Origin of the sequence: Pseudomonas sp. D3-27, assembly GCF_051132165.1 — a bacterium.
In the GTDB taxonomy this organism is placed as follows: Bacteria; Pseudomonadota; Gammaproteobacteria; order Pseudomonadales; family Pseudomonadaceae; genus Aquipseudomonas.
The window spans coordinates 413,290-439,150 of the sequence record NZ_CP071667.1 but is presented as its reverse complement, the minus strand read 5'-3'; the positions used below and the strand labels follow the sequence as shown (position 1 = coordinate 439,150).

The 25,861-nt window shown below is 62.0% G+C and carries 29 protein-coding genes; 17 read left to right on the top strand and 12 right to left on the bottom strand.

Going from position 1 to position 25,861, the window contains the following annotated elements; all coding sequences use genetic code 11:
• Positions 1-14: 14 nt before the first annotated feature.
• The gene (locus J3P92_RS02045) at positions 15-1,019 is read left to right on the top strand and encodes an aspartate carbamoyltransferase catalytic subunit (RefSeq protein WP_420765027.1); all 1,005 of its coding nucleotides are present in this window, start codon (positions 15-17) and stop codon (positions 1,017-1,019) included.
• On the top strand, positions 1,016-2,287 hold the full coding sequence (locus J3P92_RS02040; protein ID WP_434649765.1) for a dihydroorotase: 1,272 nt from the start codon (positions 1,016-1,018) through the stop codon (positions 2,285-2,287). The genes J3P92_RS02045 and J3P92_RS02040 overlap by 4 nt, the downstream gene beginning before the upstream one ends.
• A 133-nt stretch (positions 2,288-2,420) precedes the next feature.
• Here J3P92_RS02040 and J3P92_RS02035 read toward each other — a convergent pair whose 3' ends face one another.
• A complete protein-coding gene (locus tag J3P92_RS02035) occupies positions 2,421-2,849 on the bottom strand; it encodes an NINE protein (RefSeq protein WP_420765029.1) in 429 nt (142 codons plus the stop codon).
• A 249-nt stretch (positions 2,850-3,098) separates the two neighbouring features.
• Here J3P92_RS02035 and J3P92_RS02030 point away from each other — a divergent pair, with 249 nt between their 5' ends.
• The gene (locus J3P92_RS02030; protein ID WP_434649763.1) at positions 3,099-3,710 is read left to right on the top strand and encodes a C40 family peptidase; all 612 of its coding nucleotides are present in this window, start codon (positions 3,099-3,101) and stop codon (positions 3,708-3,710) included.
• Positions 3,711-3,866: 156 nt separating this feature from the next.
• On the opposite strand, the gene J3P92_RS02025 is transcribed toward J3P92_RS02030, so the two are convergent.
• The gene (locus J3P92_RS02025; protein WP_198796877.1) at positions 3,867-4,901 is read right to left on the bottom strand and encodes a type IV pilus twitching motility protein PilT; all 1,035 of its coding nucleotides are present in this window, start codon (positions 4,899-4,901) and stop codon (positions 3,867-3,869) included.
• A 56-nt stretch (positions 4,902-4,957) separates the two neighbouring features.
• Here J3P92_RS02025 and J3P92_RS02020 point away from each other — a divergent pair, with 56 nt between their 5' ends.
• From J3P92_RS02020 to J3P92_RS01980, 9 genes are all read left to right on the top strand, one after another.
• Entirely contained in the window at positions 4,958-5,650 is a 693-nt protein-coding gene (locus tag J3P92_RS02020) for a YggS family pyridoxal phosphate-dependent enzyme (RefSeq protein ID WP_434649761.1), read from the top strand.
• Positions 5,651-5,677: 27 nt separating this feature from the next.
• On the top strand, positions 5,678-6,496 hold the full coding sequence (gene proC / locus J3P92_RS02015) for a pyrroline-5-carboxylate reductase (RefSeq protein WP_420765033.1): 819 nt from the start codon (positions 5,678-5,680) through the stop codon (positions 6,494-6,496).
• Positions 6,497-6,506: 10 nt separating this feature from the next.
• Entirely contained in the window at positions 6,507-7,097 is a 591-nt protein-coding gene (locus J3P92_RS02010) for a YggT family protein (protein ID WP_420765034.1), read from the top strand.
• A 281-nt stretch (positions 7,098-7,378) separates the two neighbouring features.
• A complete protein-coding gene (gene metX, locus J3P92_RS02005) occupies positions 7,379-8,518 on the top strand; it encodes a homoserine O-succinyltransferase MetX (protein ID WP_420765035.1) in 1,140 nt (379 codons plus the stop codon).
• 7 nt (positions 8,519-8,525) lie between these two features.
• Entirely contained in the window at positions 8,526-9,146 is a 621-nt protein-coding gene (gene metW, locus J3P92_RS02000; RefSeq protein ID WP_420765036.1) for a methionine biosynthesis protein MetW, read from the top strand.
• A 25-nt stretch (positions 9,147-9,171) separates the two neighbouring features.
• A complete protein-coding gene (locus tag J3P92_RS01995; protein WP_434561797.1) occupies positions 9,172-9,606 on the top strand; it encodes a DUF4426 domain-containing protein in 435 nt (144 codons plus the stop codon).
• Positions 9,603-10,199 carry an RdgB/HAM1 family non-canonical purine NTP pyrophosphatase gene (gene rdgB / locus J3P92_RS01990; protein WP_434649759.1) on the top strand — a complete coding sequence of 199 codons (597 nt, stop codon included), beginning with the start codon at positions 9,603-9,605 and terminating at the stop codon, positions 10,197-10,199. The genes J3P92_RS01995 and rdgB overlap by 4 nt, the downstream gene beginning before the upstream one ends.
• 62 nt (positions 10,200-10,261) lie before the next feature.
• Positions 10,262-11,395: a radical SAM family heme chaperone HemW gene (gene hemW / locus J3P92_RS01985; RefSeq protein WP_434651079.1), complete on the top strand. Its 1,134-nt coding sequence runs from the start codon at positions 10,262-10,264 to the stop codon at positions 11,393-11,395.
• An 18-nt stretch (positions 11,396-11,413) separates the two neighbouring features.
• Entirely contained in the window at positions 11,414-11,737 is a 324-nt protein-coding gene (locus tag J3P92_RS01980; RefSeq protein ID WP_014340681.1) for a DUF3392 domain-containing protein, read from the top strand.
• 143 nt (positions 11,738-11,880) lie between these two features.
• Here J3P92_RS01980 and trmB read toward each other — a convergent pair whose 3' ends face one another.
• The 4 genes from trmB to J3P92_RS01960 form a co-directional block, all read right to left on the bottom strand.
• Positions 11,881-12,606, bottom strand: a complete 726-nt coding sequence (gene trmB, locus J3P92_RS01975; protein ID WP_434649757.1) for a tRNA (guanosine(46)-N7)-methyltransferase TrmB — start codon at positions 12,604-12,606, stop codon at positions 11,881-11,883.
• 9 nt (positions 12,607-12,615) lie between these two features.
• Complete coding sequence (locus J3P92_RS01970) at positions 12,616-13,410, bottom strand: thiazole synthase (RefSeq protein WP_003177480.1); 795 nt, start codon at positions 13,408-13,410, stop codon at positions 12,616-12,618.
• 54 nt (positions 13,411-13,464) lie between these two features.
• Positions 13,465-13,665: a sulfur carrier protein ThiS gene (gene thiS / locus J3P92_RS01965; RefSeq protein ID WP_420765040.1), complete on the bottom strand. Its 201-nt coding sequence runs from the start codon at positions 13,663-13,665 to the stop codon at positions 13,465-13,467.
• 91 nt (positions 13,666-13,756) lie between these two features.
• On the bottom strand, positions 13,757-14,137 hold the full coding sequence (locus J3P92_RS01960; protein ID WP_420765041.1) for a DUF423 domain-containing protein: 381 nt from the start codon (positions 14,135-14,137) through the stop codon (positions 13,757-13,759).
• Positions 14,138-14,210: 73 nt separating this feature from the next.
• Between J3P92_RS01960 and mtgA the strand changes: the two genes are divergently transcribed.
• The gene (gene mtgA, locus J3P92_RS01955) at positions 14,211-14,933 is read left to right on the top strand and encodes a monofunctional biosynthetic peptidoglycan transglycosylase (RefSeq protein WP_420765042.1); all 723 of its coding nucleotides are present in this window, start codon (positions 14,211-14,213) and stop codon (positions 14,931-14,933) included.
• A 193-nt stretch (positions 14,934-15,126) separates the two neighbouring features.
• Here mtgA and rpoH read toward each other — a convergent pair whose 3' ends face one another.
• From rpoH to ftsY, 4 genes are all read right to left on the bottom strand, one after another.
• Entirely contained in the window at positions 15,127-15,981 is an 855-nt protein-coding gene (rpoH, locus tag J3P92_RS01950; protein ID WP_003177476.1) for an RNA polymerase sigma factor RpoH, read from the bottom strand.
• A gap of 112 nt (positions 15,982-16,093) precedes the next feature.
• A complete protein-coding gene (gene ftsX, locus J3P92_RS01945; RefSeq protein ID WP_420765043.1) occupies positions 16,094-17,116 on the bottom strand; it encodes a permease-like cell division protein FtsX in 1,023 nt (340 codons plus the stop codon).
• The gene (ftsE, locus tag J3P92_RS01940) at positions 17,113-17,784 is read right to left on the bottom strand and encodes a cell division ATP-binding protein FtsE (protein WP_024778908.1); all 672 of its coding nucleotides are present in this window, start codon (positions 17,782-17,784) and stop codon (positions 17,113-17,115) included. The genes ftsX and ftsE overlap by 4 nt, the downstream gene beginning before the upstream one ends.
• Positions 17,781-19,208: a signal recognition particle-docking protein FtsY gene (gene ftsY, locus J3P92_RS01935; RefSeq protein WP_434649754.1), complete on the bottom strand. Its 1,428-nt coding sequence runs from the start codon at positions 19,206-19,208 to the stop codon at positions 17,781-17,783. Before ftsY ends, ftsE begins: the two co-directional genes overlap by 4 nt.
• A gap of 344 nt (positions 19,209-19,552) precedes the next feature.
• Here ftsY and J3P92_RS01930 point away from each other — a divergent pair, with 344 nt between their 5' ends.
• From J3P92_RS01930 to J3P92_RS01915, 4 genes are read left to right on the top strand one after another with little or no spacing between them, the layout of a single operon-like run.
• Positions 19,553-20,908, top strand: a complete 1,356-nt coding sequence (locus J3P92_RS01930) for a M16 family metallopeptidase (protein WP_434649752.1) — start codon at positions 19,553-19,555, stop codon at positions 20,906-20,908.
• Positions 20,901-22,391 (top strand): M16 family metallopeptidase, encoded by a 1,491-nt coding sequence (locus J3P92_RS01925; RefSeq protein ID WP_420765046.1) that lies wholly within the window; start codon positions 20,901-20,903, stop codon positions 22,389-22,391. The genes J3P92_RS01930 and J3P92_RS01925 overlap by 8 nt, the downstream gene beginning before the upstream one ends.
• The gene (gene rsmD / locus J3P92_RS01920; protein WP_420765047.1) at positions 22,391-23,002 is read left to right on the top strand and encodes a 16S rRNA (guanine(966)-N(2))-methyltransferase RsmD; all 612 of its coding nucleotides are present in this window, start codon (positions 22,391-22,393) and stop codon (positions 23,000-23,002) included. Before J3P92_RS01925 ends, rsmD begins: the two co-directional genes overlap by 1 nt.
• Before the next feature lie 31 nt (positions 23,003-23,033).
• The gene (locus tag J3P92_RS01915) at positions 23,034-24,032 is read left to right on the top strand and encodes a hydrolase (protein ID WP_434649750.1); all 999 of its coding nucleotides are present in this window, start codon (positions 23,034-23,036) and stop codon (positions 24,030-24,032) included.
• 122 nt (positions 24,033-24,154) lie between these two features.
• Here J3P92_RS01915 and J3P92_RS01910 read toward each other — a convergent pair whose 3' ends face one another.
• Together J3P92_RS01910 and J3P92_RS01905 are read right to left on the bottom strand one after the other, a co-directional pair.
• The gene (locus tag J3P92_RS01910) at positions 24,155-25,009 is read right to left on the bottom strand and encodes a sulfurtransferase (protein WP_434649748.1); all 855 of its coding nucleotides are present in this window, start codon (positions 25,007-25,009) and stop codon (positions 24,155-24,157) included.
• Positions 25,010-25,046: 37 nt separating this feature from the next.
• Positions 25,047-25,718 carry a TetR/AcrR family transcriptional regulator gene (locus tag J3P92_RS01905; protein WP_420765050.1) on the bottom strand — a complete coding sequence of 224 codons (672 nt, stop codon included), beginning with the start codon at positions 25,716-25,718 and terminating at the stop codon, positions 25,047-25,049.
• Positions 25,719-25,861: the final 143 nt, after the last annotated feature.

Below are 25,861 nucleotides of genomic sequence, written 5' to 3'. Positions count from 1 at the left end.
AAGAGTCCATCGCGATGACGCCTCTCGAAACCAAGCGCCCGCTGCAGCTCAACGATCAGGGCCAGCTGCGGCATTTCCTGTCCCTCGACGGCCTGCGCCGCGAGCTGCTGACGGAAATCCTCGACACTGCCGACTCATTCCTCGAAGTCGGCGCCCGAGCGGTGAAGAAAGTCCCGTTGCTGCGCGGCAAGACCGTGTGCAACGTCTTTTTTGAAAACTCCACCCGCACCCGCACCACCTTCGAACTGGCGGCCCAGCGGCTGTCGGCGGATGTGATCAGCCTCAACGTGTCCACATCCTCGGCGAGCAAGGGCGAGACCCTGCTCGACACTCTGCGCAACCTCGAGGCCATGGCCGCCGACATGTTCGTCGTGCGCCACGGTGACTCCGGCGCGGCACACTTCATCGCTGAACATGTCTGCCCGCAAGTGGCGATCATCAACGGCGGCGACGGCCGTCACGCCCACCCGACCCAGGGCATGCTCGACATGCTGACCATCCGTCGTCACAAAGGCAGCTTTGAAAACCTGTCGGTAGCGATCGTTGGCGACATCCTGCATTCGCGGGTGGCGCGCTCGAACATGCTGGCCCTCAAGACGCTGGGCTGCCCGGACATCCGCGTAATCGCGCCGAAAACCCTGCTGCCCATCGGCGTCGAGCAGTACGGCGTGAAGGTCTACACCGACATGACCGAAGGCTTGAAGGACGTGGACGTGGTGATCATGCTGCGCCTGCAACGCGAGCGTATGACCGGCGGCCTGCTGCCCAGCGAAGGCGAGTTCTACCGCCTGTTCGGCCTGACCACGGCACGCCTGGCCGGAGCCAAGCCGGACGCCATCGTCATGCACCCGGGGCCGATCAACCGCGGCGTGGAGATCGAGTCGGCGGTGGCCGACGGGCCGCGTTCGGTGATTCTCAACCAAGTGACCTACGGCATCGCCATCCGCATGGCCGTGCTGTCCATGGCCATGAGCGGGCAAACGGCCCAGCGCCAACTCGACCAGGAGAACGCCCAGTGAAGCTCAGCATTCTCGGCGCACGCGTGATCGATCCGGCCAGCGGCCTGGATCAAGTGACTGACATTCATATCGATGCCTGCAAGATCGTCGCTCTGGGCGCCGCGCCGACAGGCTTCGCGGCGGTCGAGACCCTCGACGCCCACGGCCTGGTAGCCGCCCCCGGTCTGGTTGACCTCAACGTCGCCCTGCGCGAGCCGGGCTACAGCCGCAAAGGCAGCATCATCAGCGAAACCCGGGCGGCCGCCGCCGGTGGCGTGACCAGCCTGTGCTGCCCACCGCAAACCAAACCGGTGCTGGACACCTCGGCCGTGGCCGAACTGATCCTCGACCGCGCCCGCGAAGCCGGCAACACCAAGGTCTTCCCCATTGGCGCACTGAGCAAGGGCCTGGAAGGCGAGCAACTGGCCGAGCTCATCGCCCTGCGCGACGCCGGTTGCGTGGCGTTCGGCAATGGCCTGAACAATTTCCGCAACACCCGTACCCTGTGCCGCGCGCTGGAATATGCGGCGACCTTCGGCCTGACGGTGATCTTCAACTCGCAGGACCTTGACCTGGCCGAAGGCGGCCTGGCCCACGAAGGCCCCACCGCCAGTTTCCTTGGCCTGCCGGGCATCCCGGAAACAGCCGAGACCGTGGCACTTGCCCGGGACCTGCTGCTGGTGGAGCAAAGCGGCGTGCGCGCGCACTTCAGCCAACTGACCAGCGCCCGCGGCGCCGCGCTGATCGCCCAGGCCCAGGCACGTGGTTTGCCAGTGACCGCCGATGTGGCGCTGTACCAGTTGATCCTCACCGACGAAGCGCTGATCGACTTCAATAGCGTCTATCACGTCCAGCCGCCGCTGCGCACCCGCGCCGACCGCGATGGCTTGCGCGAGGCGGTGAAGTCCGGGGTGATCTCGGCCATTTCCAGCCATCACCAACCCCACGAGCGCGATGCCAAGCTGGCCCCCTTCGGCGCCACCGAGCCGGGCATCAGCAGCGTCGAGCTGTTGCTGCCGCTGGCCATGACACTGGTGGAAGACGGATTACTGGATCTTCCGACCCTGCTGGCACGCCTGAGCACCGGCCCGGCCCAGGCGCTGCAATTGCCTGCCGGGAAACTGGCCGTGGGTGCCGCGGCGGACCTGGTGCTGTTCGATCCCGCCGCGTCCACCGTGGCCGGTGAAGCCTGGCGCTCCAAGGGTGACAACTGTCCGTTCCTGGGTCACAGCCTGCCGGGGGTGGTGCGCTATACCCTGATGGATGGGCGGATCACTCACCAGGTTTGATACCGCGTCGTCCCTATCGCGAGCAAGCTCGCTCCCACAAGGGGATCTTTGGTGAACACAGGATATGTGAACACCCTCGATCCAGTGTGGGAGCGAGCCTGCTCGCAAATGCAGGCGACACGATCTACCTGTCTTAATGGAAAGCCCCACGCTTCTGCGCATTACGAATCGAGACCTGGTCATTCAGCGTCCAGAAGTCATACAGCACCCCCAGGAAAAACACCCCGCCGGTCAGCAGGTAAAGGAGCCCACTGAGCCACTTGCCTTGGTACATGCGATGCACACCAAGCACCCCGAGGAACGTGAGCAGGATCCACGCCACGCTGTATTCGATGGGGCCAGGGGTAAAGCGCAGGTCCGCTTCGCGGTCCATGGCCGGGATCAGGAACAGGTCGATCAGCCAGCCAATGCCCAGCAGGCCGAAGGTGAAAAACCAGATCGTGCCGGTCACCGGCTTGCCGTAATAGAAACGGTGAGCGCCGGTAAACCCGAGAATCCAGAGCAGATACCCGATGACTTTGCTGTGGGTATCGCGGATTGCGTCCTGTTGATAGCTGTTCATGAATGGTCTCTTTTGCCTCGATAGAAAAATTTGTTCGGACTTTTTGTGACTTTTTTGTGTCTCGCCGACAAGCGGTACTGGTCGACCCGAGCCGGGGAAACGCCCGTACTACGGGGCCTGTGTCGGACAATCAGGCCAAAATGACGGTATTGTGCGGCGTTTACGCTGGGTTCCGGATCGACAAACGGCCTCGGAAAGCGAAAAAAAGCTGTTATAAAGTTGCGCGCTAACCTTTATGAGCCCTGCCTAATGCGTCCATTTTTAAAGACATGGCTGACTATCTGCCTATTATTGCCACTGGCCGCCCACGCCACCAACCGTGAGCAACGTCTTCCCAACATCAATGGCTACACCCCTAAATCCCATGTTTCTGCTCCGTCGAGCAAGAACAAGCAAGGCGTCCAGCGCGTGAGCACGGCTCAGAGCCGACTGGTGCCACCCATGGCGACCAAGACCACCAGCAATGTCTTGAGCCGCGCCGTGAATGTACTCGGCACACCTTACCGTTGGGGCGGCAGCAGCCCAAGTAAAGGTTTCGATTGCAGTGGGCTGGTGAAATACGCCTTCAACGACGCCACCTTCGATTTGCCGCGCACATCCAACGCGATGGCAGCCGGCCACGGTGAAAAAATCGAGCGCAAGGACTTGAAGCCTGGGGATCTGATTTTCTTCAAGCTCAAGAGCCGGCGAGTCAACCATGTGGCCATCTACCTGGGCAATGACCGCTTCATCCACGCCCCGCGCCGTGGCAAGTCGGTGACCATCGACACGCTGAACAAGCCGTATTGGAACACCCATTACGTGGTTGCCAAGCGGGTACTGCCCAAAGAGCCGGGTGCGATGCGGGTGGTTCAGCGCTGATCATCGGCCTCTGTGGCGAGGGGATTTATCCCCGCTGGGCTGCGAAGCAGCCCCAAGATGGTCAGTCTGAAATAAAGATTCAAGCCTATGCATTGTTGGGGGCGCTTCGCACCCCAACGGGGATAAATCCCCTCGCCACAAGGCCTCCTTGCCCCGCTAGAAATTATCCGGCGTACGCGCCCGCTCCCGCGCATGCTCGCGGCTGATCAGTCCCTTGTTCACCAACTCCTTCAGGCACATGTCCAGCGTCTGCATCCCCAGCGAGCCGCCGGTCTGAATCGACGAATACATCTGCGCGATCTTGTCTTCCCGGATGAGATTGCGGATCGCCGAGGTGCCGAGCATGATTTCATGCGCCGCAACCCGGCCGCCGCCGATCTTCTTGACCAGCGTCTGGGAGATCACCGCCTGCAACGACTCCGACAGCATCGAACGAACCATGGACTTCTCGTCACCGGGAAACACGTCCACCACCCGGTCAATGGTCTTGGCCGCCGATGTGGTGTGCAGCGTGCCAAACACCAAGTGCCCGGTTTCTGCGGCAGTCAGCGCCAGCCGGATGGTTTCCAGGTCGCGCATTTCCCCCACCAGGATCACGTCCGGATCTTCCCGCAGGGCCGAGCGCAGCGCCGTGGAAAAGCCCTGGGTATCGCGGTGCACCTCGCGCTGGTTGATCAGGCATTTGCGCGGTTCATGGACGAATTCGATCGGGTCCTCGATGGTGAGGATGTGATGATGCTTGTGGCTGTTCAGGTAATCGATCATCGCGGCCAGGGTGGTGGACTTGCCGGACCCCGTCGGCCCGGTCACCAGCACGAGCCCACGTGGGGCCTCGGTGATCTTGCGAAACACCTCGCCCATCCCCAGGTCTTCCATGGTCAGGACTTTCGAAGGGATGGTCCGGAACACCGCCCCCGCGCCACGATTCTGGTTGAAGGCATTGACCCGAAACCGCGCAACGCCTGGCACGTCGAAGGAAAAGTCGGTCTCCAGAAACTTTTCGTAATCCACTCGTTGCCGGTCATTCATGATGTCGTAGATCAGTTCATGGACCTGCTTGTGGTCCAACGCCGGCAGGTTGATACGCCGCACATCGCCATCGACACGGATCATTGGTGGCAACCCGGCGGACAGATGCAGGTCCGACGCCCCCTGTTTGGCGCTGAACGCCAGCAGTTCAGTGATATCCATAGCGCTCCTCAATTCCAGTAGAATGCCGCGAACCTCAGACCCGCTGGCCTTTCTTTATGACCACGATAGCAGACAACATTGCTCAGGTTAGATCGCGCATCCATGCGGCGGAACAGGCCGCCCGACGCGCCGGACACAGCGTCCATCTACTGGCCGTCAGCAAGACCAAGCCCGCCCAGGCCCTGCGCGAAGCCTACGCCGCCGGCCTGCGTGACTTCGGCGAGAACTACTTGCAAGAAGCCTTGGGCAAGCAGGCCGAACTGACTGACCTGCCCTTGATCTGGCACTTCATCGGCCCCATTCAATCGAACAAGACGCGCGCTATCGCCGAACATTTCGACTGGGTGCATTCCGTGGATCGCTTGAAAATTGCACAGCGCCTGTCCGAGCAGCGGCCAGCCGAGCTGCCACCATTGAACATCTGCATTCAGGTCAACGTCAGCGGCGAAGCCAGTAAATCCGGCTGCGCGCCAGCGGACCTGCCCGCCCTTGCCAGCGCCATCAGCACGTTGCCACGCCTCACGTTGCGCGGGTTGATGGCGATTCCCGAACCGACCGACGATCGCGCTGAACAGGACGCGGCTTTTGCTGCTGTCCAGCGCCTGCAAGCCAGCCTGGACCTGCCCCTGGATACGCTGTCCATGGGCATGAGCCATGACCTCGAATCCGCCATTGCTCAAGGCGCCACCTGGGTGCGCATCGGTACTGCGCTGTTTGGGGCTCGCGACTACGGTCAATCGCCCAGCTGACTCACTCATCTTTCATAAGGATCCGTCATGAGCAACACGCGTATTGCCTTTATCGGCGCCGGCAACATGGCCGCCAGCCTGATCGGCGGCCTGCGGGCCAAGGGCCTGGATGCAGCGCAGATCCGCGCCAGCGATCCGGGTGAAGAAACCCGCCAGCGGGTGAGCGCAGAGCACGGCATCGAAGCCTTCGCCGACAACGCCCAGGCCATCGACGGCGTGGACGTCGTGGTGCTCGCGGTCAAGCCGCAAGCAATGAAAAGCGTGTGCGAAGCCCTTCGCCCGCATCTCAAGCCACATCAACTGATCGTGTCGATTGCCGCTGGTATTACTTGCGCGAGCATGAACAACTGGCTCGGCGCCCAGCCCATCGTGCGCTGCATGCCCAACACCCCGGCACTGCTGCGCCAGGGCGTCAGCGGCCTGTTCGCCACCGAACAGGTGACGGCCGCCCAACGCCAGCAGGCTGAAGAATTGCTGTCGGCCGTGGGTCTTGCGCTGTGGCTGGAAACCGAGCAGCAACTGGACGCGGTCACCGCCGTCTCCGGCTCTGGCCCGGCGTACTTCTTCCTGCTGATCGAAGCCATGACCGCCGCCGGCGAGAAACTCGGCCTGCCCCGGGAAACCGCCGCTCAGCTGACCTTGCAGACTGCCCTGGGCGCCGCGCATATGGCGGTCGCCAGCGATGTCGATGCGGCGGAGCTGCGTCGCCGCGTGACTTCGCCGGCCGGTACCACCGAAGCGGCCATCAAATCATTCCAGGCCGGAGGCTTCGAAGCCCTGGTTGAAAAAGCACTCGGCGCCGCCGCGCACCGCTCGGCCGAAATGGCCGAACAACTGGGCCAATAAGGAGCCATTCATGATTGGATTGAACACTGCAGCGGTCTATGTCCTGCAAACCCTCGGCAGTCTGTACCTGCTGATCGTGCTGATGCGCTTCGTGCTGCAACTGGTGCGCGCCAACTTCTACAACCCGTTGTGCCAGTTCATCGTCAAGGCGACCCAACCGCTGCTTAAACCATTGCGCCGGATCATTCCGAGCCTGTTCGGCCTGGACATGTCCTCGCTGTTGCTGGCGATCCTGTTGCAAATGGCGCTGATGGCCCTGACGCTGCTGCTGACCTATGGCATCACCGGCAATCCGCTGCAATTGCTGATCTGGTCGATCATCGGCGTTACCGCACTGTTCCTGAAGATATTTTTCTTTGCCCTGATCATCAGCGTGATCCTGTCCTGGGTCGCGCCGGGCAGCCACAACCCGGGCGCCGAACTGGTGAACCAGATCTGCGAGCCGGCCCTGGCGCCGTTCCGCCGCATCGTGCCGAACCTCGGCGGCCTGGACATCTCGCCGATCCTGGCATTCATGGTGCTCAAACTGATCGATATGCTGGTGATCAACAACCTGGCGGCGATGACGATGATGCCGGAGATCCTGCGGGTGCTGATCTAAAGCACGCTGCAACTTTTCCTGTGGCGAGGGAGCTTGCTCCCGCTGGGCCGCGAAGCAGCCCCAAGCCGGGCGCCACCGTCGTCCAGACAGCCCCGGGCGGCAGCATTCAGGGCCGCTTCGCGCTGGAGCGCCAGCCCGGCCCAGCGGGAGCAAGCTCCCTCGCCACAGATTGATCCAGTCACCACAGGGTTTGCATCAGCGGACAATCAGCGCCGCCCTTTGCTTGCCGCTAACCCCAGCGGTCTTTAGACTTACGCCTCATTTCAACGAGAGCAGGGTCGATGCCAGCTGCCTTTCCCCCCGATTCCGTTGGTCTGGTGACGCCGCAAACGGCGCATTTCAGCGAGCCCCTGGCCCTGGCCTGCGGCCGTTCGTTGCCAGCCTATGACCTGATCTACGAAACCTACGGCACCCTCAACGCCACGGCGAGCAATGCCGTGCTGATTTGCCACGCCTTGTCGGGGCATCACCACGCCGCCGGCTACCACAGCGTCGATGACCGCAAGCCCGGCTGGTGGGACAGTTGCATCGGCCCCGGCAAGCCCATCGACACCAACCGGTTCTTCGTGGTCAGCCTGAACAACCTCGGCGGTTGCAACGGCTCCACCGGCCCCAGCAGCCTCAACCCCGACACCGGCAAGCCCTTCGGCGCCGATTTCCCGGTACTGACCGTGGAAGACTGGGTCCACAGCCAGGCCCGCCTGGCCGACCGCCTCGGCATCGGTCAATGGGCGGCGGTGATCGGTGGCAGCCTCGGCGGCATGCAGGCCCTGCAATGGACCATCACCTACCCGGATCGCGTGCGCCATTGCCTGGCAATCGCCTCGGCGCCCAAGCTGTCGGCGCAGAACATTGCCTTCAACGAAGTGGCGCGCCAGGCGATCCTCACCGACCCCGAGTTTCACGGAGGTTCGTTCCAGGAACATGGCGTGATTCCCAAGCGCGGGTTGATGCTGGCGCGGATGGTCGGGCACATCACCTACCTGTCCGACGATTCCATGGGTGAAAAATTCGGCCGAGGCCTCAAGAGCGAAAAGCTCAACTACGACTTCCACAGCGTGGAATTCCAGGTCGAGAGCTACCTGCGTTATCAGGGCGAGGAATTCTCCGGGCGCTTCGACGCCAACACCTACCTGCTGATGACCAAGGCGCTGGACTACTTCGATCCGGCGGCGAACTTCGACGATGACCTGGCGAAAACCTTCGCCAATGCCACCGCCAAGTTCTGCGTGATGTCGTTCACCACCGACTGGCGCTTCTCCCCGGCCCGTTCCCGGGAGCTGGTGGACGCACTGATGGCCGCGCGCAAGGACGTCTGCTACCTGGAAATCGACGCACCCCAGGGCCACGACGCCTTTTTGATTCCGATCCCGCGCTACCTGCAGGCGTTCGGCAACTACATGAACCGTATTACGCTGTGAGGACGCCATGAGAGCCGATCTGGACATCATCCAGGAATGGATCCCCGCCGGCAGCCGCGTGCTCGACCTGGGCTGCGGCAACGGCGAATTGCTGACCTGGCTGCGCGACAACAAGCAAGTGACGGGCTACGGGCTGGAAAACGACCCGGACAACATCGCCGAATGCGTGGCCAAGGGCATCAACGTCATCGAACAAGACCTGGACAAAGGGCTGGGCAACTTCGCCAGCAACAGCTTCGACATCGTGGTCATGACCCAGGCCCTGCAAGCCGTGCATTACCCAGACAAGATTCTCGACGAAATGCTGCGCGTCGGGCGCCAGTGCATCATTACCTTCCCCAACTTCGGTCACTGGCGCTGCCGCTGGTACCTGGCGAGCAAGGGACGGATGCCGGTGTCGGAATTCCTGCCCTATACCTGGTACAACACTCCGAACATCCATTTCTGTACGTTCGAGGATTTCGAAGAACTGTGCCGCGAGCGCAAGGCCAAGGTCATCGACCGGCTGGCGGTGGACCAGCAGCACCGCCACGGGTGGGCCAGCAAGCTATGGCCTAATCTGTTAGGTGAGATTGGCATTTACCGGGTCAGCAGCCCGGGCCTTGCCGACCATCAGGTCGCGGTGTGAGCACCCGCCTTTTCAGGAGCACGACATGAAGCGTCTAGCGTTGCTGTTAATCACCTCCTGCCTGAGCATCGGCGCCATGGCCGCCGATGTCATCAAGGCCGAGCGCAAGGAAGTGTTCGGTGACGTCACCGTTCACTACAACACGTTCAACTCCACCTTCCTGACCCCGGACATCGCCAAGGGCGCCGAGCTGATTCGCAGCAAGCACCAGGGCGTCATCAACGTCTCGGTGATCAAGGAAGGCAAGCCGTTGATGGCCCAGGTCAGCGGTACGGTCAAGGACCTGACCAGCAAGACAGTCCCGCTCACCTTCCGCCAGGTCACCGAAGCAGGCGCGATCTACTACATCGCCCAGTATCCAGTGGAACAGCAGGAAACCCGCACCTTCGAGATCAAGGTGCAAACCGGCGACAAAATCAACACCATCAACTTCAACCAGGAACTGTTTCCGGGCCAATGATCAACCTTACCCAACTCGTACTGGCCAGCCACAACGCCGGCAAACTCAAGGAACTCCAGGCGATGCTCGGCGGATCGGTGCAGCTGCGCTCGATCGGTGAATTCAGCCAGGTCGAGCCGGAGGAAACCGGTTTGTCGTTCGTCGAGAACGCCATCCTCAAGGCCCGCAATGCGGCGCGCATTTCCGGCCTGCCAGCGCTGGCCGACGATTCCGGTCTGGCGGTGGACTTCCTCGGCGGCGCGCCGGGCATCTTTTCGGCCCGTTACGCCGATGGCAAAGGTGACGCAGCGAACAACGCCAAGCTGCTCGAAGCCCTCAAGGACGTGCCCGAAGCCGAGCGCGGCGCGCAATTCGTTTGTGTGCTGGCGCTTGTGCGCCATGCCGACGATCCACTGCCGATCCTCTGCGAAGGCCTGTGGCACGGGCGCATCCTCGCCAAGGCCAGCGGCGAACACGGCTTTGGCTACGACCCGTTGTTCTGGGTGCCTGAGCGCAATTGTTCCAGCGCCGAGCTGGGCCCCGTTGAAAAGAACCAACTGAGCCACCGCGCCCGCGCCATGGCCCTGCTGCGCCAACGCCTGGGCCTGCAATGACCACCGACTCCCCCGCACCGCTGATCCACGGCGGCGCACAGACACCTCGGGCGCCGCTGCCCATGCTGCCGCCCTTGGCGTTGTACATCCATATCCCCTGGTGCGTGCGCAAATGCCCGTATTGCGACTTCAACTCCCACACCGCCAGCCCGCAGCTGCCGGAGGAGGAATACGTCGACGCCTTGCTGGCCGATCTCGACCAGGATTTGCATGGGGTTCACGGCCGGCCGTTGTCCTCCATTTTCTTTGGCGGCGGCACGCCGAGCCTGTTCAGCGCCCAAGCCCTGGGGCGTCTGCTGCGGGGCGTCGAGGCGCGCATCCCTTTTGCGCCCGATATTGAAATCACCCTGGAAGCCAACCCAGGCACCTTCGAGCAAGAGAAATTCGTCGCCTACCGGGCGCTGGGCATCAATCGTCTGTCCATTGGCATCCAGAGCTTCCAACAGGCCAAGCTCCAAGCGCTTGGCCGAATCCATAACGGCGACGAGGCGGTGCGTGCCGCTGGCATGGCCCGCCAGGCCGGGTTCGATAATTTCAATCTCGACTTGATGCATGGCCTGCCGGATCAATCCCTCGAAGATGCCTTGAGCGATCTGCGCCAGGCCATTGCCCTGAAGCCCACCCATTTGTCCTGGTATCAACTGACGCTGGAGCCGAACACGGTGTTCTGGAACCAGCCGCCAATCTTGCCGGAAGACGACACGCTGTGGGACATCCAGGAAGCCGGGCAGGCGCTGCTCGCCGAGCATGGCTACGACCAATATGAGGTCTCCGCCTATGCCCAGCCAGGGCGCGCGGCGCGTCACAACCTCAATTATTGGAGCTTCGGTGACTTCATCGGCATCGGCGCCGGGGCCCACGGCAAGCTCAGCCATCCGGACGGGCGCATCGTGCGCACCTGGAAGACTCGCCTGCCCAAGGATTATCTCAACCCGGCCAAACGTTTCCTGGCCGGCGAAAAGAGCCTGGCCAACGAAGAACTGCCTTTCGAGTTCCTGATGAACGCGCTGCGTCTTACCGAAGGTGTAGCGGCGCAGCTTTATCCGCAGCGCACCGGCCTGTCTTTGGAAAGCCTGGCCGACGGCCGGCGCGAGGCCGAACAAAGTGGGTTGTTGCAGGTCGAACCGTCACGTCTGGTGGCGACCGAGCGCGGACAGCTGTTTCTCAACGACTTGCTGCAGAAATTTCTGAGCTGATCAACACAAGGAAATCGAATGGATCTGGTACTCGACCTGCTCGCCACCGTATCCCGCTGGAGCCGCAGCAACCTGTCGGAAATCTCCCTGGCGTTGGTAGGCTGCCTGCTGGTGTTGTTTGGTGCGGATATTAAGGGCTGGGTCGAACAGCGCCTGGGCAGCATCGCCGGCGCCTTGCGCGTCCCGCTGATCGCCCTGCTGTGCATGATCGGCAGCGGCGCCGCGCTGATCTACGCCACGCCGTGGATCGTCCGGGGCTTGAGCCAGTTCAACAACTACAGCCTGGCGCCGGTGTTATTGGTGGTGTTGGTGTTGATCGGCGTGGTGGCGGATCGGCGCTGAGCCAGCCACAACCAAAAACAATTGTGGGAGCGAGCTTGCTCGCGATGAGGCCATGACATTCAACATTTTTGTCGATTGTCAGGCCGCCATCGCGAGCAAGCTCGCTCCCACAGGGGGGCGCTTTTCAAAGAGTCTTCGGGTGCTTAAGCGACCTTCTCGAACTTCAAGTCCCAAACCCCATGCCCGAGCCGTTCGCCACGACGTTCGAACTTGGTGATCGGCCGTTCAGCCGGGCGCGGTACGCACTTGCCGTCCTCGGCCAGGTTGCGATAACCCGGCGCGACGTTCATCACTTCCAGCATGTATTCGGCGTAGGGCTCCCAGTCGGTGGCCATGTGCAACACACCGCCGACCTTTAACCTGCTGCGCACCAGCTCAGCGAACGACGCCTGGACGATCCGGCGCTTGTGGTGTCGGCTTTTGTGCCACGGATCCGGGAAGAACAGCATCAGCCGATCGAGGCTGTTATCGGCCACGCAACGATTAAGCACTTCGATAGCGTCGCAATCGTAGACCCGCAGGTTGGTCAGCCCTTGGGTCAGCACGCCGTTGAGCAGCGCACCGACACCCGGACGATGGACCTCCACGCCGATGAAATCCTGTTCCGGCGCGGCGGCGGCCATCTCCAGAAGCGAGTGGCCCATGCCAAAACCGATTTCCAGCGAGCGCGGCGCCGAGCGTCCGAAGACCTGGTCGAAGTCGACCGGTGCATCGGCCAGGGGCAGGACATACAGCGGGGCGCCCTGTTCCAGGCCGCGTTGCTGGCCTTCGGTCATGCGCCCGGCGCGCATCACGAAACTCTTGATGCGGCGGTGCTGGCGCTCTTCGCCTTCTTCCGGCAGGACAGGCGTGTCGTTCGATTCAGTCATCAATGGCTCTTACTTGATCAGACCATCCAGCGGCGAGGACGCGCTGGCGTAGAGTTTTTTCGGCATGCGGCCGGCCAGGTAGGCCAAGCGGCCGGCAACGATGGCGTGCTTCATGGCTTCGGCCATCAGGATCGGCTGCTGGGCATGGGCGATGGCCGAGTTCATCAGCACCGCTTCGCAACCCAGCTCCATGGCGATGGTGGCGTCGGATGCGGTACCGACACCGGCATCCACCAGCACCGGGATCTTGGCTTCTTCCAGGATGATCTGCAGGTTGTATGGGTTGCAGATCCCCAGGCCGGTGCCGATCAGGCCGGCCAACGGCATGACCGCGATGCAGCCGATTTCCGCCAACTGACGGGCGATGATCGGGTCATCGCTGGTGTAGACCATCACGTCAAAACCTTCCTTGACCAGGGTCTCGGCGGCCTTGAGGGTTTCGATCACGTTGGGGAACAGGGTTTTCTGGTCCGCCAGCACTTCCAGCTTCACCAGGTTGTGACCGTCGAGCAGTTCACGGGCCAGGCGACAGGTGCGCACGGCCTCGATGGCGTCGAAGCAACCAGCGGTGTTCGGCAGGATGGTATAGCGATCCGGCGGCAGGATATCCAGCAGGTTCGGTTCGCCCGGGTTCTGGCCGATGTTGGTGCGGCGCACGGCGACGGTCACGATTTCGGCGCCCGAGGCCTCGATGGCCAGGCGGGTTTCTTCCATGTCGCGGTATTTGCCGGTGCCTACCAGCAAGCGCGACTGGTAGGTACGACCGGCCAGGACGAAGGGCTTGTCGCTACGAACGATGCTCATGGGAAATCCTCTGTTGGGGTGAGGTTCTTGCGAAAGGCTGCGAAACCGAGGCGACTAACCGCCACCGATGGCGTGGACCACTTCGACGCTATCACCGTCGTTCAATTTGGTTTCGGCGTGCTGGCTGCGCGGGACGATATCCAGATTGAGTTCCACCGCGACGCGGCGTCCGGTGAGTTCCAGACGGGTCAGCAGGGCCGCGACGGTTTCACCGTCGGGCAGATCAAGGGGTTCGCCGTTCAACTGAATGCGCATGCCGGATGCCGCCATCATTTTTAGGGGCTGGCATTCTAGCCCGATCAGTCTGGGTGACCCAAGCCCCTTGGTCAGCTACGAGCGACAAGCTTCAAGCGGCAAGTTGCAGGCGCCAGGCCGCGATGCCCAGGCACAACCAACCGATCAGAAAAGCCACGCCGCCCAGGGGCGTGATCATGCCCAGCTTGGTGACACCGGTAAGGGTCAGCAGATACAGGCTGCCGGAGAACAGCAGAATGCCGATCACGAATGAAATTCCGGCCCAAGTGACGATACGACCCGGGATGTGCGTGGCCAACAGCGCAACGCCGAACAGCGCCAGGGTATGCACCAGTTGGTAGGTCACCCCAGTGTGGAAAATCGCCAGATAATCGGCGCTCAGGCGGTTTTTCAGGCCATGGGCGGCAAACGCCCCCAGCGCCACGCCCGTGAAGCCGAAAAAAGCCGCCAGCATCAGAAAGCTACGCAACATGGGAACTCCGGTCAGACTCGATGGACAGGGTCTGTATAATGGCCCGCTCGACGGGTTCGGCCAAGCCATCTCTATGCTGCGTTCATTGTTTCGACGATTCATTAAAGCCCTGTTCTGGTTCGCCGCCTGCAGCGTTGTGCTGGTGCTGCTGTTTCGCGTGGTGCCACCGCCGTTCACCGCGCTGATGATCGAGCGCAAGGTGCAATCCTGGTTCGGAGGCGAACCGATCGACCTGCAGCGTGACTGGCAACCCTGGGACAAGATTTCCAATCATCTCAAGGTTGCGGTCATTGCCGGGGAAGACCAGAAATTTCCCGAGCATTGGGGCTTTGACATCGGCGCAATCCAGGCCGCGTTCGCCCACAACGGGCGCGGCGGTTCGATTCGTGGCGCCAGCACCCTTAGCCAGCAGGTTTCCAAGAACCTTTTCCTGTGGTCGGGCCGCAGTTGGCTGCGCAAGGGGCTGGAGGCCTGGTTCACCGCGCTGATCGAAGTGTTCTGGCCCAAGCAGCGGATCCTCGAGGTGTACCTCAATAGCGTCGAGTGGGACGACGGGGTGTTTGGGGCCGAAGCGGCGGCGCGGCATCATTTTCGTGTCGGTGCAAACGCCTTGTCCCGACAACAGGCCAGCCTGCTCGCCGCAGTCCTGCCCAACCCGAGGGCCTGGAGCGCCAGTCGGCCGAGCCCTTATGTGCTCAGGCGTGCGAGTTGGATTCGCCAGCAGATGAGCCAATTGGGAGGTGATGGTTATCTGTTGCGGTTAGATGAGTCTCGGCCGGCGCCCTGGGCTCAATAGCCGCGATACCACGGATTCTTGTGGGAGCGAGCCTGCTCGCGATGACAATCGAGCATTCAGCAGAGATGTCGCCTGACCCACCGCCATCGCGAGCAAGCTCGCTCCCACAAAGGCTGAGTTGACGCTTGCATCGCACAAACAAAAACGCCCCGATCAGTAATGATCGGGGCGTTTTTGTGATAGCTGTCGCAGGTCAAGCCGCAATCGACACCTTGAGCTTGTTCATCGCGCTCTTCTCAAGCTGGCGAATTCGCTCGGCCGACACGTTGTACTTTTGCGCCAGGTCGTGCAGCGTGGCCTTCTCCTCGGCCAGCCAGCGCTGGTAGAGAATGTCGCGGCTGCGCTCGTCCAGCACTTCCAGCGCTTCGTGCAGGTTGGTGTTGGAGTTGTCACTCCAGTCGGCGTCCTCCAGTTGACGCGCCGGGTCGTACCGGTGGTCTTCCAGGTAGTTGGCCGGCGATTGGAAAGCGCTGTCGTCGTCCGCTTCGGCGGCCGGGTCAAAAGCCATGTCATGGCCGGTCAGGCGACTTTCCATTTCGCGCACTTCACGAGGTTCCACACCGAGGCTCTCGGCCACGCGATGGACTTCCTCGTTGTTCAACCAGGCCAGGCGCTTCTTCTGGCTGCGCAGGTTGAAAAACAGCTTGCGCTGGGCCTTGGTGGTCGCGACTTTCACGATGCGCCAGTTGCGCAGGATGAACTCGTGGATTTCCGCCTTGATCCAGTGCACTGCAAACGACACCAGGCGCACACCCATTTCCGGGTTGAAACGCTTGACCGCCTTCATCAGGCCAACGTTGCCTTCCTGGATCAGGTCGGCCTGGGCCAGCCCGTAGCCGGAATAGCTGCGGGCGATATGTACGACAAAACGCAGGTGGGCGAGCACCATCTGCCGAGCCGCCTCAAGATCCTGCTCATAGTAGAGACTCTCGGCCAGTTCACGCTCCTGCTCGGGGGTCAGCAGCGGGATGCTGTTGACCGTGTGCACATAGGCCTCCAGGTTCGCACCTGGGACCAGAGCATAAGCAGGTTGCAAAGAAGTGGTCATACGAAAAAACCTCCGACTCACATAACTCGTGCAGTTCAGCACTGCGAAAATTGACCGGGAACCGTAGGACAAGTTCCCACAAAAACCGAAAGGTCAATACGCGCAAAAACAACTATTTTGGCGCAAGCTCACGTAGGTGGCGTGCTACCGCAATCCATGCACCGATATAACCCAACAGCACCGCGCCTAGCAAGAGCGACAGACCGTCAGCGACTGGCACTCCGGCCAGCGCGAAGTCACTGCCATACAAACCGGCCAGTCCCACTACCGCATCGTTCAGCCAGTCCAGGCCGAACGCCAATACACCCCAGGACAGGATGCCTGCGCCGAAGCCATACAACGCTCCCATATAAAGGAAAGGCCTGCGTACATAACTGTCCGTACCGCCGACGAGTTTAATCACTTCTATCTCGGTGCGGCGGTTTTCAATATGAAGACGAATGGTATTGCCTATCACCAAAAGTAATGCAGAAACCAAGAGCACCGTCAGGCCGAAGACAAACCTGTCGCCGAGCTTGAGGATCGCCGCAAGACGCTCGACCCAGACTAGATCAAGTTGCGCCTGTTGTACCTTCGGCAGCTCGGAAAGTCTTTGTCTTAATGCTTCAAGGGTCGGCTTGTCGACCTCATTTGGGGTGACCAGCACAACGCCTGGCAGCGGGTTCTCCGGCAGCTCCTTGAGGGCTTCGCCCAGGCCCGACTGCTGCTGGAACTCTTCCAGCGCCTGCTCGCGACCCACGTATTCGGCATCGGCCACGCCCGGCATGGTCTTGATCTGCTCACGCAGCGCCTCGCCTTCGCCTGGCGTCGCATCCAGTTGCAAATAAAGGGAGATCTGCGCCGCGCGCTGCCAGGAACCGCCCAGGCGCTCCACATTACTCAGCAGCAATGACAGGCCCATGGGCAGGCTCAAGGCCACCGCCATCACCATGCAGGTAAAGAAGCTGCCGATCGGTTGCTTGCCCAGGCGCCGAAGGCTGTCCAGCAGGCTGGCGCGATGGCTTTCGATCCAGGCGTGCAACAGCGTGGTGAAATCCGGGCCATCGTCATCGTCGCGCTTTTTCTTCTGCGGCTGCGGATCGGTGCCCTTCGGGGCCACGCGTTCGGCCACTTTCGGGCTGCGAGTAGCACTCATACGCCTGCCTCCCCGTCGCCGATCAGTCGACCGCGTTGCAAGGTCAGCATGCGGTGACGCATACGCGCGATCAGTGCCAGGTCGTGGCTAGCGATCAGCACGCTGGTGCCCAAGCGGTTGATGTCTTCGAATACGCCCATGATCTCCGCCGCCAGTCGCGGGTCGAGGTTACCGGTGGGTTCGTCCGCCAACAGCAAGGCCGGGCGATGGACGATGGCGCGGGCAATGCCGACGCGCTGTTGCTGGCCGGTGGACAGGTCGCCCGGGTACAGATCGGTCTTGTCCGACAGAGCCACGCGCTCCAGGGCCGAATCCACGCGTTTGTTGATTTCGGCCTTGGACAGCCCAAGGATCTGCAAAGGCAGCGCCACGTTATTGAATACCGTGCGATCGAACAGCAGTTGGTGATTCTGGAATACCACGCCGATCTGGCGCCGCAGATAAGGGATCTGGGCGTTGCTGATGGTGCTCAAATCCTGGCCGGCCAGCAGCAGCTTGCCGGTGGTGGGCCGTTCCATCGCCAGCAGCAGGCGCAGCAAGGTACTTTTACCGGCACCGGAGTGGCCGGTCACAAACAGAAACTCGCCCCGACGGACCCGAAAGCTCAGCTCGTGCAAGCCGACGTGACCGTTCGGATAGCGTTTACCGACCTGTTCGAAACGAATCATGAATGCTCCCGCTCGGCAAACAGCGCCTGGACAAAGGGCTCGGCTTCGAAGGTGCGCAGGTCATCGATGCCTTCACCCACGCCGATGTAGCGAATTGGCAGGCCAAACTGCTTGGCCAGGGCGAAGATCACCCCGCCCTTGGCGGTACCGTCGAGCTTGGTCAGGGCCAGCCCGGTCAGTTCGACGGTCTGGTTGAACTGCTTGGCCTGGTTGATGGCGTTCTGGCCGGTCCCGGCATCCAGCACCAGCAACACTTCGTGGGGCGCATCGGCGTCGAGCTTGCCGATCACCCGGCGGACCTTCTTCAACTCTTCCATCAGGTTGTCTTTGGTGTGCAGGCGACCGGCCGTGTCGGCGATCAGCACATCGACGCCACGGGCCTTGGCGGCCTGCACGGCGTCGAAGATCACCGAAGCGGAGTCGGCACCGGTGTGCTGGGCGATGACCGGGATCTTGTTGCGCTCGCCCCACACTTGCAGTTGCTCGACGGCGGCGGCGCGGAAGGTGTCGCCGGCGGCAAGCATGACCTTCTTGCCTTCGAGCTGCAGCTTCTTCGCCAGCTTGCCGATGGTGGTGGTCTTGCCGGCACCGTTGACGCCAACGACCAGAATCACGAACGGCTTGTTCTGCGAGGCAATCACCAGCGGCTGCTCCACGGGCTTGAGCAGGTTGGTCAGTTCGCCCTGGAGGGACTTGTACAGCGCATCGGCATCGGTCAACTGTTTACGCGCGACTTTCTGGGTCAGGCTCTGGATGATCACCGAGGTGGCCTCGACGCCTACGTCGGCGGTGAGCAGGCGGGTCTCGATGTCTTCCAGCAGCTCGTCATCGATGACTTTCTTGCCCAGGAACAGGCTGGCCATGCCCTCGCCAATACTGGCGCTGGTCTTGGACAGGCCCTGCTTGAGGCGGGCAAAAAAACCGACCTTGCTCTCTTCAACGGGCCGCGGCGGTTCGACCGGGGCCGAAGCCTCTACCACGACAGGTTCAGGCTCGGGGGCGAGCTCCGGGGTCGAAGGCGCGAGCACGGCAGCCGGCGTCTCCTCCGGTTGCGTCGGGGCTGGGATTGGCGGCGTGACGTGGGGTGCCTGGGCGTCCTCTACCAGCGCGACCGGTTCTTCCGCCACGGGCAAGGTGAGCCAAGGGGCCTGCCCGGGAGGCGGGGTCAGGGGTTGCTCGATCACCGGCTCATCCACCGGTTCAGCCACTGGCTCGGCTTCGGCCTCGGCCGGTTGCAGCACCGGCTCGGCGATCGGCAGGACAATGGGCGCAGCCTCTTCGACCACCGTCTCGTCGGCGGGCTCAGGCTGCGGTTGCGGCTGTTCGCCCACGGTTTCCTGCGGCTTCTTGCGCAGCCATCCGAACAGGCTTTTTTTCTCGCCAGCCGCAGCTGGGGTCTTCTTGTCGTCGTTGGAACCAAACATGGAGGACGGCTATCTCACGGTAGCGACGCGCCTGGAGGGCGCCTCGGTGATAAATATTCGATGCTGAACAGACTGCGTTTCATCGAGCTTGTTCACGCGCAACAGATTGTCGAAATGTCGCCAGGACACCTCATGGTCGATTTTTTCGAAGGACTGGTACGGCATCGTCGGCGAAAACGCGGGGATACAGGAACAAACCCAACGTTTGTGCACGGAACCCAGACAGCCTTGGGCCGATAAAAGACCCGATAGGCGTGGCCGCCAGTAAAACGGACCGTTATCCTAGCACCTCCTCGCCTGCTGAGGCTAAGACCCGGCAGGCAGCCCGACAGGTTTAAACACGAATGAATGCTCTTGCCCGCCGCGCCGCAGGCCTGCTGCTCAGCACGGTTTGTCTGCCCTTTTCAGCCTTTGCTGCCGATCCACAACCTACCCACGAATTCACCCTCGACAACGGCCTCAAGGTCGTGGTGCGTGAAGACCATCGCGCCCCGGTCGTGGTTTCCCAGGTCTGGTACAAGGTCGGCTCCAGCTACGAAACGCCGGGCCAGACCGGTTTGTCCCATGCCTTGGAACACATGATGTTCAAAGGCAGCGATAAAATCGGCCCTGGCGAAGCATCGTTGATCCTGCGCGACCTGGGCGCCGAAGAAAACGCCTTCACCAGCGATGACTTCACTGCCTACTACCAAGTGCTGGCCCGGGATCGCCTGGGTGTGGCCTTCGAACTGGAAGCCGATCGCATGGCCAGCCTGCGCCTGCCGCCGGAAGAGTTCAGCCGCGAGATCGAGGTGATCAAGGAAGAGCGCCGCATGCGCACCGACGACAAGCCGATGTCGAAGGCCTTCGAGCGCTTCAAGGCCATGGCCTATCCAGCCAGCGGCTATCACACGCCGACCATCGGCTGGATGGCCGATCTGGACCGGATGACCGTCGGCGAGCTACGTCACTGGTACGAATCCTGGTACGCCCCGAACAACGCAACCCTGGTGGTGGTGGGTGACGTGACGCCGGATGAGGTCAAGAACCTGGCCCAGCGCTATTTCGGTCCGATAGCGCGGCGCCCGGTGCCCGCCGCCAAGATCCCTCTGGAGCTGGCCGAACCGGGCGAGCGCAAGCTCACCCTGCATGTACAGACCCAACTGCCCAGCGTCATGCTGGCCTTCAACGTGCCCAGCATCGCCACCGCGACGGATAAGGGTTCGGTCAACGCGCTTCGCTTGATCTCGGCCTTGCTGGACGGCGGCTACAGCGGCCGGATTCCGACCCAGCTGGAGCGTGGCGAGGAACTGGTGTCGGGGGGCTCGTCGAATTATGACGCATTCACCCGTGGCGACTCGTTGTTCACTTTGTCGGCAACGCCTAACACACAGAAAAACAAAACCCTCGCCCAGGCCGAAGCAGGTTTGTGGCGCTTGCTCGAACAACTGAAAACCACGGCCCCGACCGTCGACGAACTGGAGCGCGTCCGCGCCCAGGTCATCGCCGGGTTGGTGTATGAGCGCGACTCGATCACCAGCCAGGCCACCGCCATCGGGCAATTGGAAACCGTCGGCCTGTCCTGGAAGCTGATGGACACCGAGCTTGCCGAACTGCAAAGCGTGACCCCGCAGGATATCCAGAAGGCAGCCCAGCTGTATTTCACCCGCTCGCGCTTGAGCGTTGCGCACGTCCTGCCCGAGGAGAAAGCCCATGAGTAAGCGCCAATCATCACGCCTGGTGCTGATGGGCCTGGTGTTGGTTGCCCTGGCCGGTTCCCTGGCCGTCTACCTATCGCCATCGAAGAACACCGATGCCAGCCAGGCATTGGACAAGGCCAAGTCAGGCAACAAGTTGCAATCGCTGGCCGAACTGGATGACAAGGCACCGAGCCGCCGCCAGCTCGATGTGCAGACCTGGAAAACCGCTGACGGCGCCAAGGTCCTGTTCGTCGAGGCCCGGGAATTGCCAATGTTCGACCTGCGCCTGACCTTTGCCGCCGGCAGCAGCCAGGACGGCGACGCCCCCGGCCTGGCCCTGCTGACCAATGCCATGCTCAACGAAGGCGTGGCCGGCAAGGATGTCAGCGCCATCGCCCAAGGCTTCGAAAGCCTCGGCGCGGACTTCGGCAACGGCGCCTATCGGGACATGGCCGTGGCCTCCCTGCGCAGCCTCAGCGCGACGGACAAGCGTGAGCCGGCGCTGAAGCTGTTTGCCGAAGTCGTCGGCAAACCGACCTTCCCCGCCGACTCGTTCGCCCGAATCAAGAACCAGATGCTCGCCGGTTTCGAGTATCAGAAGCAGAACCCCGGCAAACTGGCGGGCTTGGAGTTGATGAAGCGCCTGTATGGCGATCATCCGTACGCCCACTCCAGCGACGGCACCGAACAGAGCATTCCACCGATTACCCTGGCCCAAACCCGGGCCTTCCATGCCAAGGCCTATGCCGCCGGCAACGCCGTGATCGCCCTGGTGGGGGACCTGTCCCGCGCTGACGCCGAAGCCATCGCCAACCAAGTATCAGCCGCGCTGCCCAAGGGCCCTGCGCTGGCCAAGACTCCGCCACCGGTGGAGCCGAAAGCGAGCGTCAACCATATCGAGTTCCCGTCCAAGCAGACCAACCTTATGCTCGCGCAGTTGGGCATCGACCGGGACGATCCGGATTATGCCGCCGTGTCCCTGGGCAACCAGATCCTGGGCGGCGGGGGTTTCGGTACACGACTGATGACCGAGGTCCGGGAAAAACGCGGCCTGACCTATGGCGTGTACTCCGGCTTCACGGCAATGCAGGCTCGCGGTCCGTTCATGATCAATCTGCAAACCCGCGCGGAAATGAGCGAGGGCACGCTCAAGCTGGTGCAGGACGTGTTTGCCGATTACCTCAACAATGGCCCGACCCAGAAAGAACTCGATGACGCCAAGCGCGAGTTGGCCGGGAGCTTCCCGCTGTCCACCGCCAGCAATGCCGACATCGTTGGCCAGCTCGGCGCGATGGGCTTCTATGATTTGCCGCTGAGCTACCTGGAAGATTTCATGCGCCAGTCCCAGGCGCTGACGGTCGAGCAGGTCAAGGCTGCGTTGAATAAACACCTGAGCACCGACAAGATGGTCATCGTCACCGCTGGCCCGACCGTGCCGCAAAAGCCATTGCCGGCCCCCACTGACAAACCTGCCGAGCAGCCGCTCGGGGTTCCGGAGCATTAATGGCCCGCCCATCCAATTCCAGCAAGAAACCCGTGCACAACGGCGTGAACCAGTTGCGCATCATTGGCGGCGAATGGCGCAGCCGGCGGCTGAGTTTTCCGGATGCTCCAGGGTTGCGACCGACACCGGACCGGGTTCGTGAAACCCTATTCAACTGGCTAGCGCCTTACGTGGCGGGCGCCAAGGTGCTCGACCCGTTTGCCGGCAGCGGCGCACTGTTTCTCGAGGCGTTGTCCCGTGGTGCGGCCATGGGCCAGGCGCTGGACGCCAGCAGCCTGGCCGTGTCCAGCCTGAAGGAACACCTCGGCACCCTACGCTGCACCGTCGGCCAGGTGCAGACAGCCGATGCGCTGCGTTACCTTGACAGCCAGCCGGCAACTCCATTCGACCTCGTCTTCCTCGACCCGCCATTCAACCAGAATCTGCTGCCGACGGTATGCGCCTTGCTCGAGGAACGTCAGTGGCTGGCCGAGGATGCCTGGGTCTACACTGAAAGCGAGACCGCTCCGTCCACCCTGGGCTTGCCGAGCAATTGGCGCTTGCATCGCGAGCAGAAATCCGGACAGGTGCATTACGCGTTGTGGCAGCGTTTACCAAAGGACATTGGCTGAACGGCTGGCCGTGCATCGAGAAATAGTCAGAATGTCCGCCGCATCCGAACCTTTCGTCCCTGCCCCTGGGCTTGGCAACCCGCACCTGCAAACATTGTGGGGGCCGTTATGGCGGAAGTCCTGCCCCATCGATCGCGAACGGGAGCGGCTGTGGCTGGAAGACGGCGACTTTCTCGACCTCGACTGGTATGGACCCCATAGCGCCGAGGCGCCATTGGTACTGGTACTTCACGGGCTGACCGGTTCTTCCAACTCGCCCTACGTGACCGGGCTGCAACAAGCACTCAACGACCAAGGCTGGGCCAGCGTCGCGTTGAACTGGCGCGGGTGTTCGGGGGAGCCGAACCTGCTGCCCCGCAGCTACCATTCAGGAGTGAGCGAAGACCTGGCCGCCGCCCTGACGCATCTGCGCACCCGGCGACCTCTGGCGCCATTGTTTGCCGTGGGCTATTCACTGGGCGGCAACGTCTTGCTCAAGCATCTGGGCGAGACCGGCAGCGACAGCCAACTGCTGGGCGCGGTGGCCGTTTCGGTGCCGTTTCGCCTGGACCAGTGCGCCGATCGTATCGGGCAGGGCTTCTCCAAATTCTACCAAGCGCATTTCATGAGGGAGATGGTCGCCTACATGCGCAACAAACAGCGCCAATTCCAGCACGACGGACGCCAGGAAGGGCTTGCGGCCCTGGCCGCGCTGGGCTCGCTGGACAATATGCGCACGTTTTGGGATTTCGATGGGCGCGTCACCGCGCCCCTACACGGATTCTCGGATGCGGCGGACTATTATCGTCGCGCCTCCAGCCGCTATTTCATGGCGGAGATCAAAACGCCGACCTTGCTTATCCAGGCCGCCGACGATCCGTTCGTATTTCCCCACAGCCTGCCCGCCCCTGAAGAGTTGTCAGCGTCGACCCGGCTTGAATTGCATGCCCGAGGCGGACATGTCGGATTCGTCGACGGGACGTTACGGCGTCCCGGCTACTATCTGGAACGACGCATCCCCAAATGGCTCGCCACCCTGGGCCATGGCTGACGATTCGCAAGCGAGAAAACTTTTCTGGGAGCGAGCTTGCTCGCGATAGCGACAGATCAGCGACATGACTGATACACCGCCATCGCGAGCAAGCTCGCTCCCAATTGGTTGTAGGTGCCTCGTTATTCGCCCTTCGCCACGCCCCGCCGCGGATCATTGATCCACTCGCTCCACGAGCCGGCGTACAGCTTGCCCAACGGATACCCTGCCAGGCACAAGGCGAACAGGTTATGGCATGCTGTCACGCCCGAGCCGCAATAGGCCACCAGGCCGCTCGGCGAGCGATCGCCGAATTTTGCGGCAAAGCGCTGCTTGAGCTGGTCGGTCGGCAGGAACCGCCCATCGGCGCCAAGGTTATCGGTGAAGGCCGCGCATTGCGCGCCCGGGATATGCCCGGCCACCGGATCGATCGGCTCGACCTCACCTTTGAATCGCGGCAACGCCCGCGCATCCAGCAACGTCATGTCCGGCTGGCCGAGACGTTGTTGCAATATGTCGGCATTGACCAGCAGATTCGCGTCCGGCGAACCACTGAAGGAGCCGGCCTGGATGGCCGGCGGATCGAGACTCAGGGGCAAACCGACCGTGTGCCAGGCCTTGAGGCCGCCGTCGAGAATGTAGACGCCCTCGCGCTTGCCCAGCCAGGCCAGCAGCCACCAGGCCCGGGCAGCGTAGGTACCGGGACCATCGTCGTACAGCACGACGTCACTCTCATTGTTGATGCCCCAGGTCTGCAGACGCGTAACCAAGGCCTCAGGTGCGGGCAAAGGATGGCGCCCGGTCACGCCTTTGACCACCGGACCGCTCAGGTCGCGCTCAAGGTCCGCGTGAGACGCACCGGCGATATGGCCTTCGGCATAACTGCGCTGGCCGTAGTCCGGGTCCTCCAGGGCAAAACGACAATCAAGGATCACCAGCCCAGGCTGTGATCGCCTCTGTTCTAAGGCCTGGGGGCTGATGAGTTGCGCGATGGGCATGGTGAACTCCTGTGGCTGAATCAAGCAGGTCCGATCCTTATTGCCCTTCCTCCAGGGTCTGGGCCAGGGGGACATAAAATTCTTTGAACAACGCATCCACCGCTTCACGGGCCTGGTCAGTCACGAAACCCGCCTCGAGCACCAGGACCTGGTATACGCCACGCTTGATGGCTTGTTCGCTCAAGTGGCTGGAGTTTTCACGGGTCGTGCACAGGAACCGTACCCAGGACGTGAGGATGATCCAGGCGTTGAGGGTCAGGGATTCGATCTGCACGCGGTCCATCTTCAGGATACCGGCTTCGACGAAGCCCTCGTAGATGGCGGTGCCATGGATCAGGCAGCGCTGGGAAAACCGCCGATAACGCGCCGCAAGTTCCGGGTCGCTGTCGAGCAGGTGTTCCAGGTCGCGATGCAGGAACCGGTAACGCCACATCGCCGACAGCAGCTCTTGCAGATAAAAGCGCTTGTCGTCCACCGTGGCCAGGCGGCCTTGGGGCGGGCGCAAGAAGCTGTCCACCAGGTTTTCATACTCACTGAACAGCACGGCGATGATCGCCTGCTTGTTGGGGAAGTGGTAGTAGAGGTTGCCGGGGGACATCTCCATGTGAGCGGCAATATGGTTGGTGCTGACGCTGCGCTCGCCCTGGCGGTTGAACAACTCGAGGCTGTTCTGCACGATGCGCTCGCTGGTTTTCATTCGTGGGGCCATGGCTTGGGCTTTAATAAAAAGTGATCGAAGGGCATCTTACGACCTATCGGTCACAGGATAAAACCCAAGGGATTTACAGAGGCTCATTTGACTTTCTAGAGCATAAGCTCTAGAAAACACCGATTCCAATAATAATCCGGTGC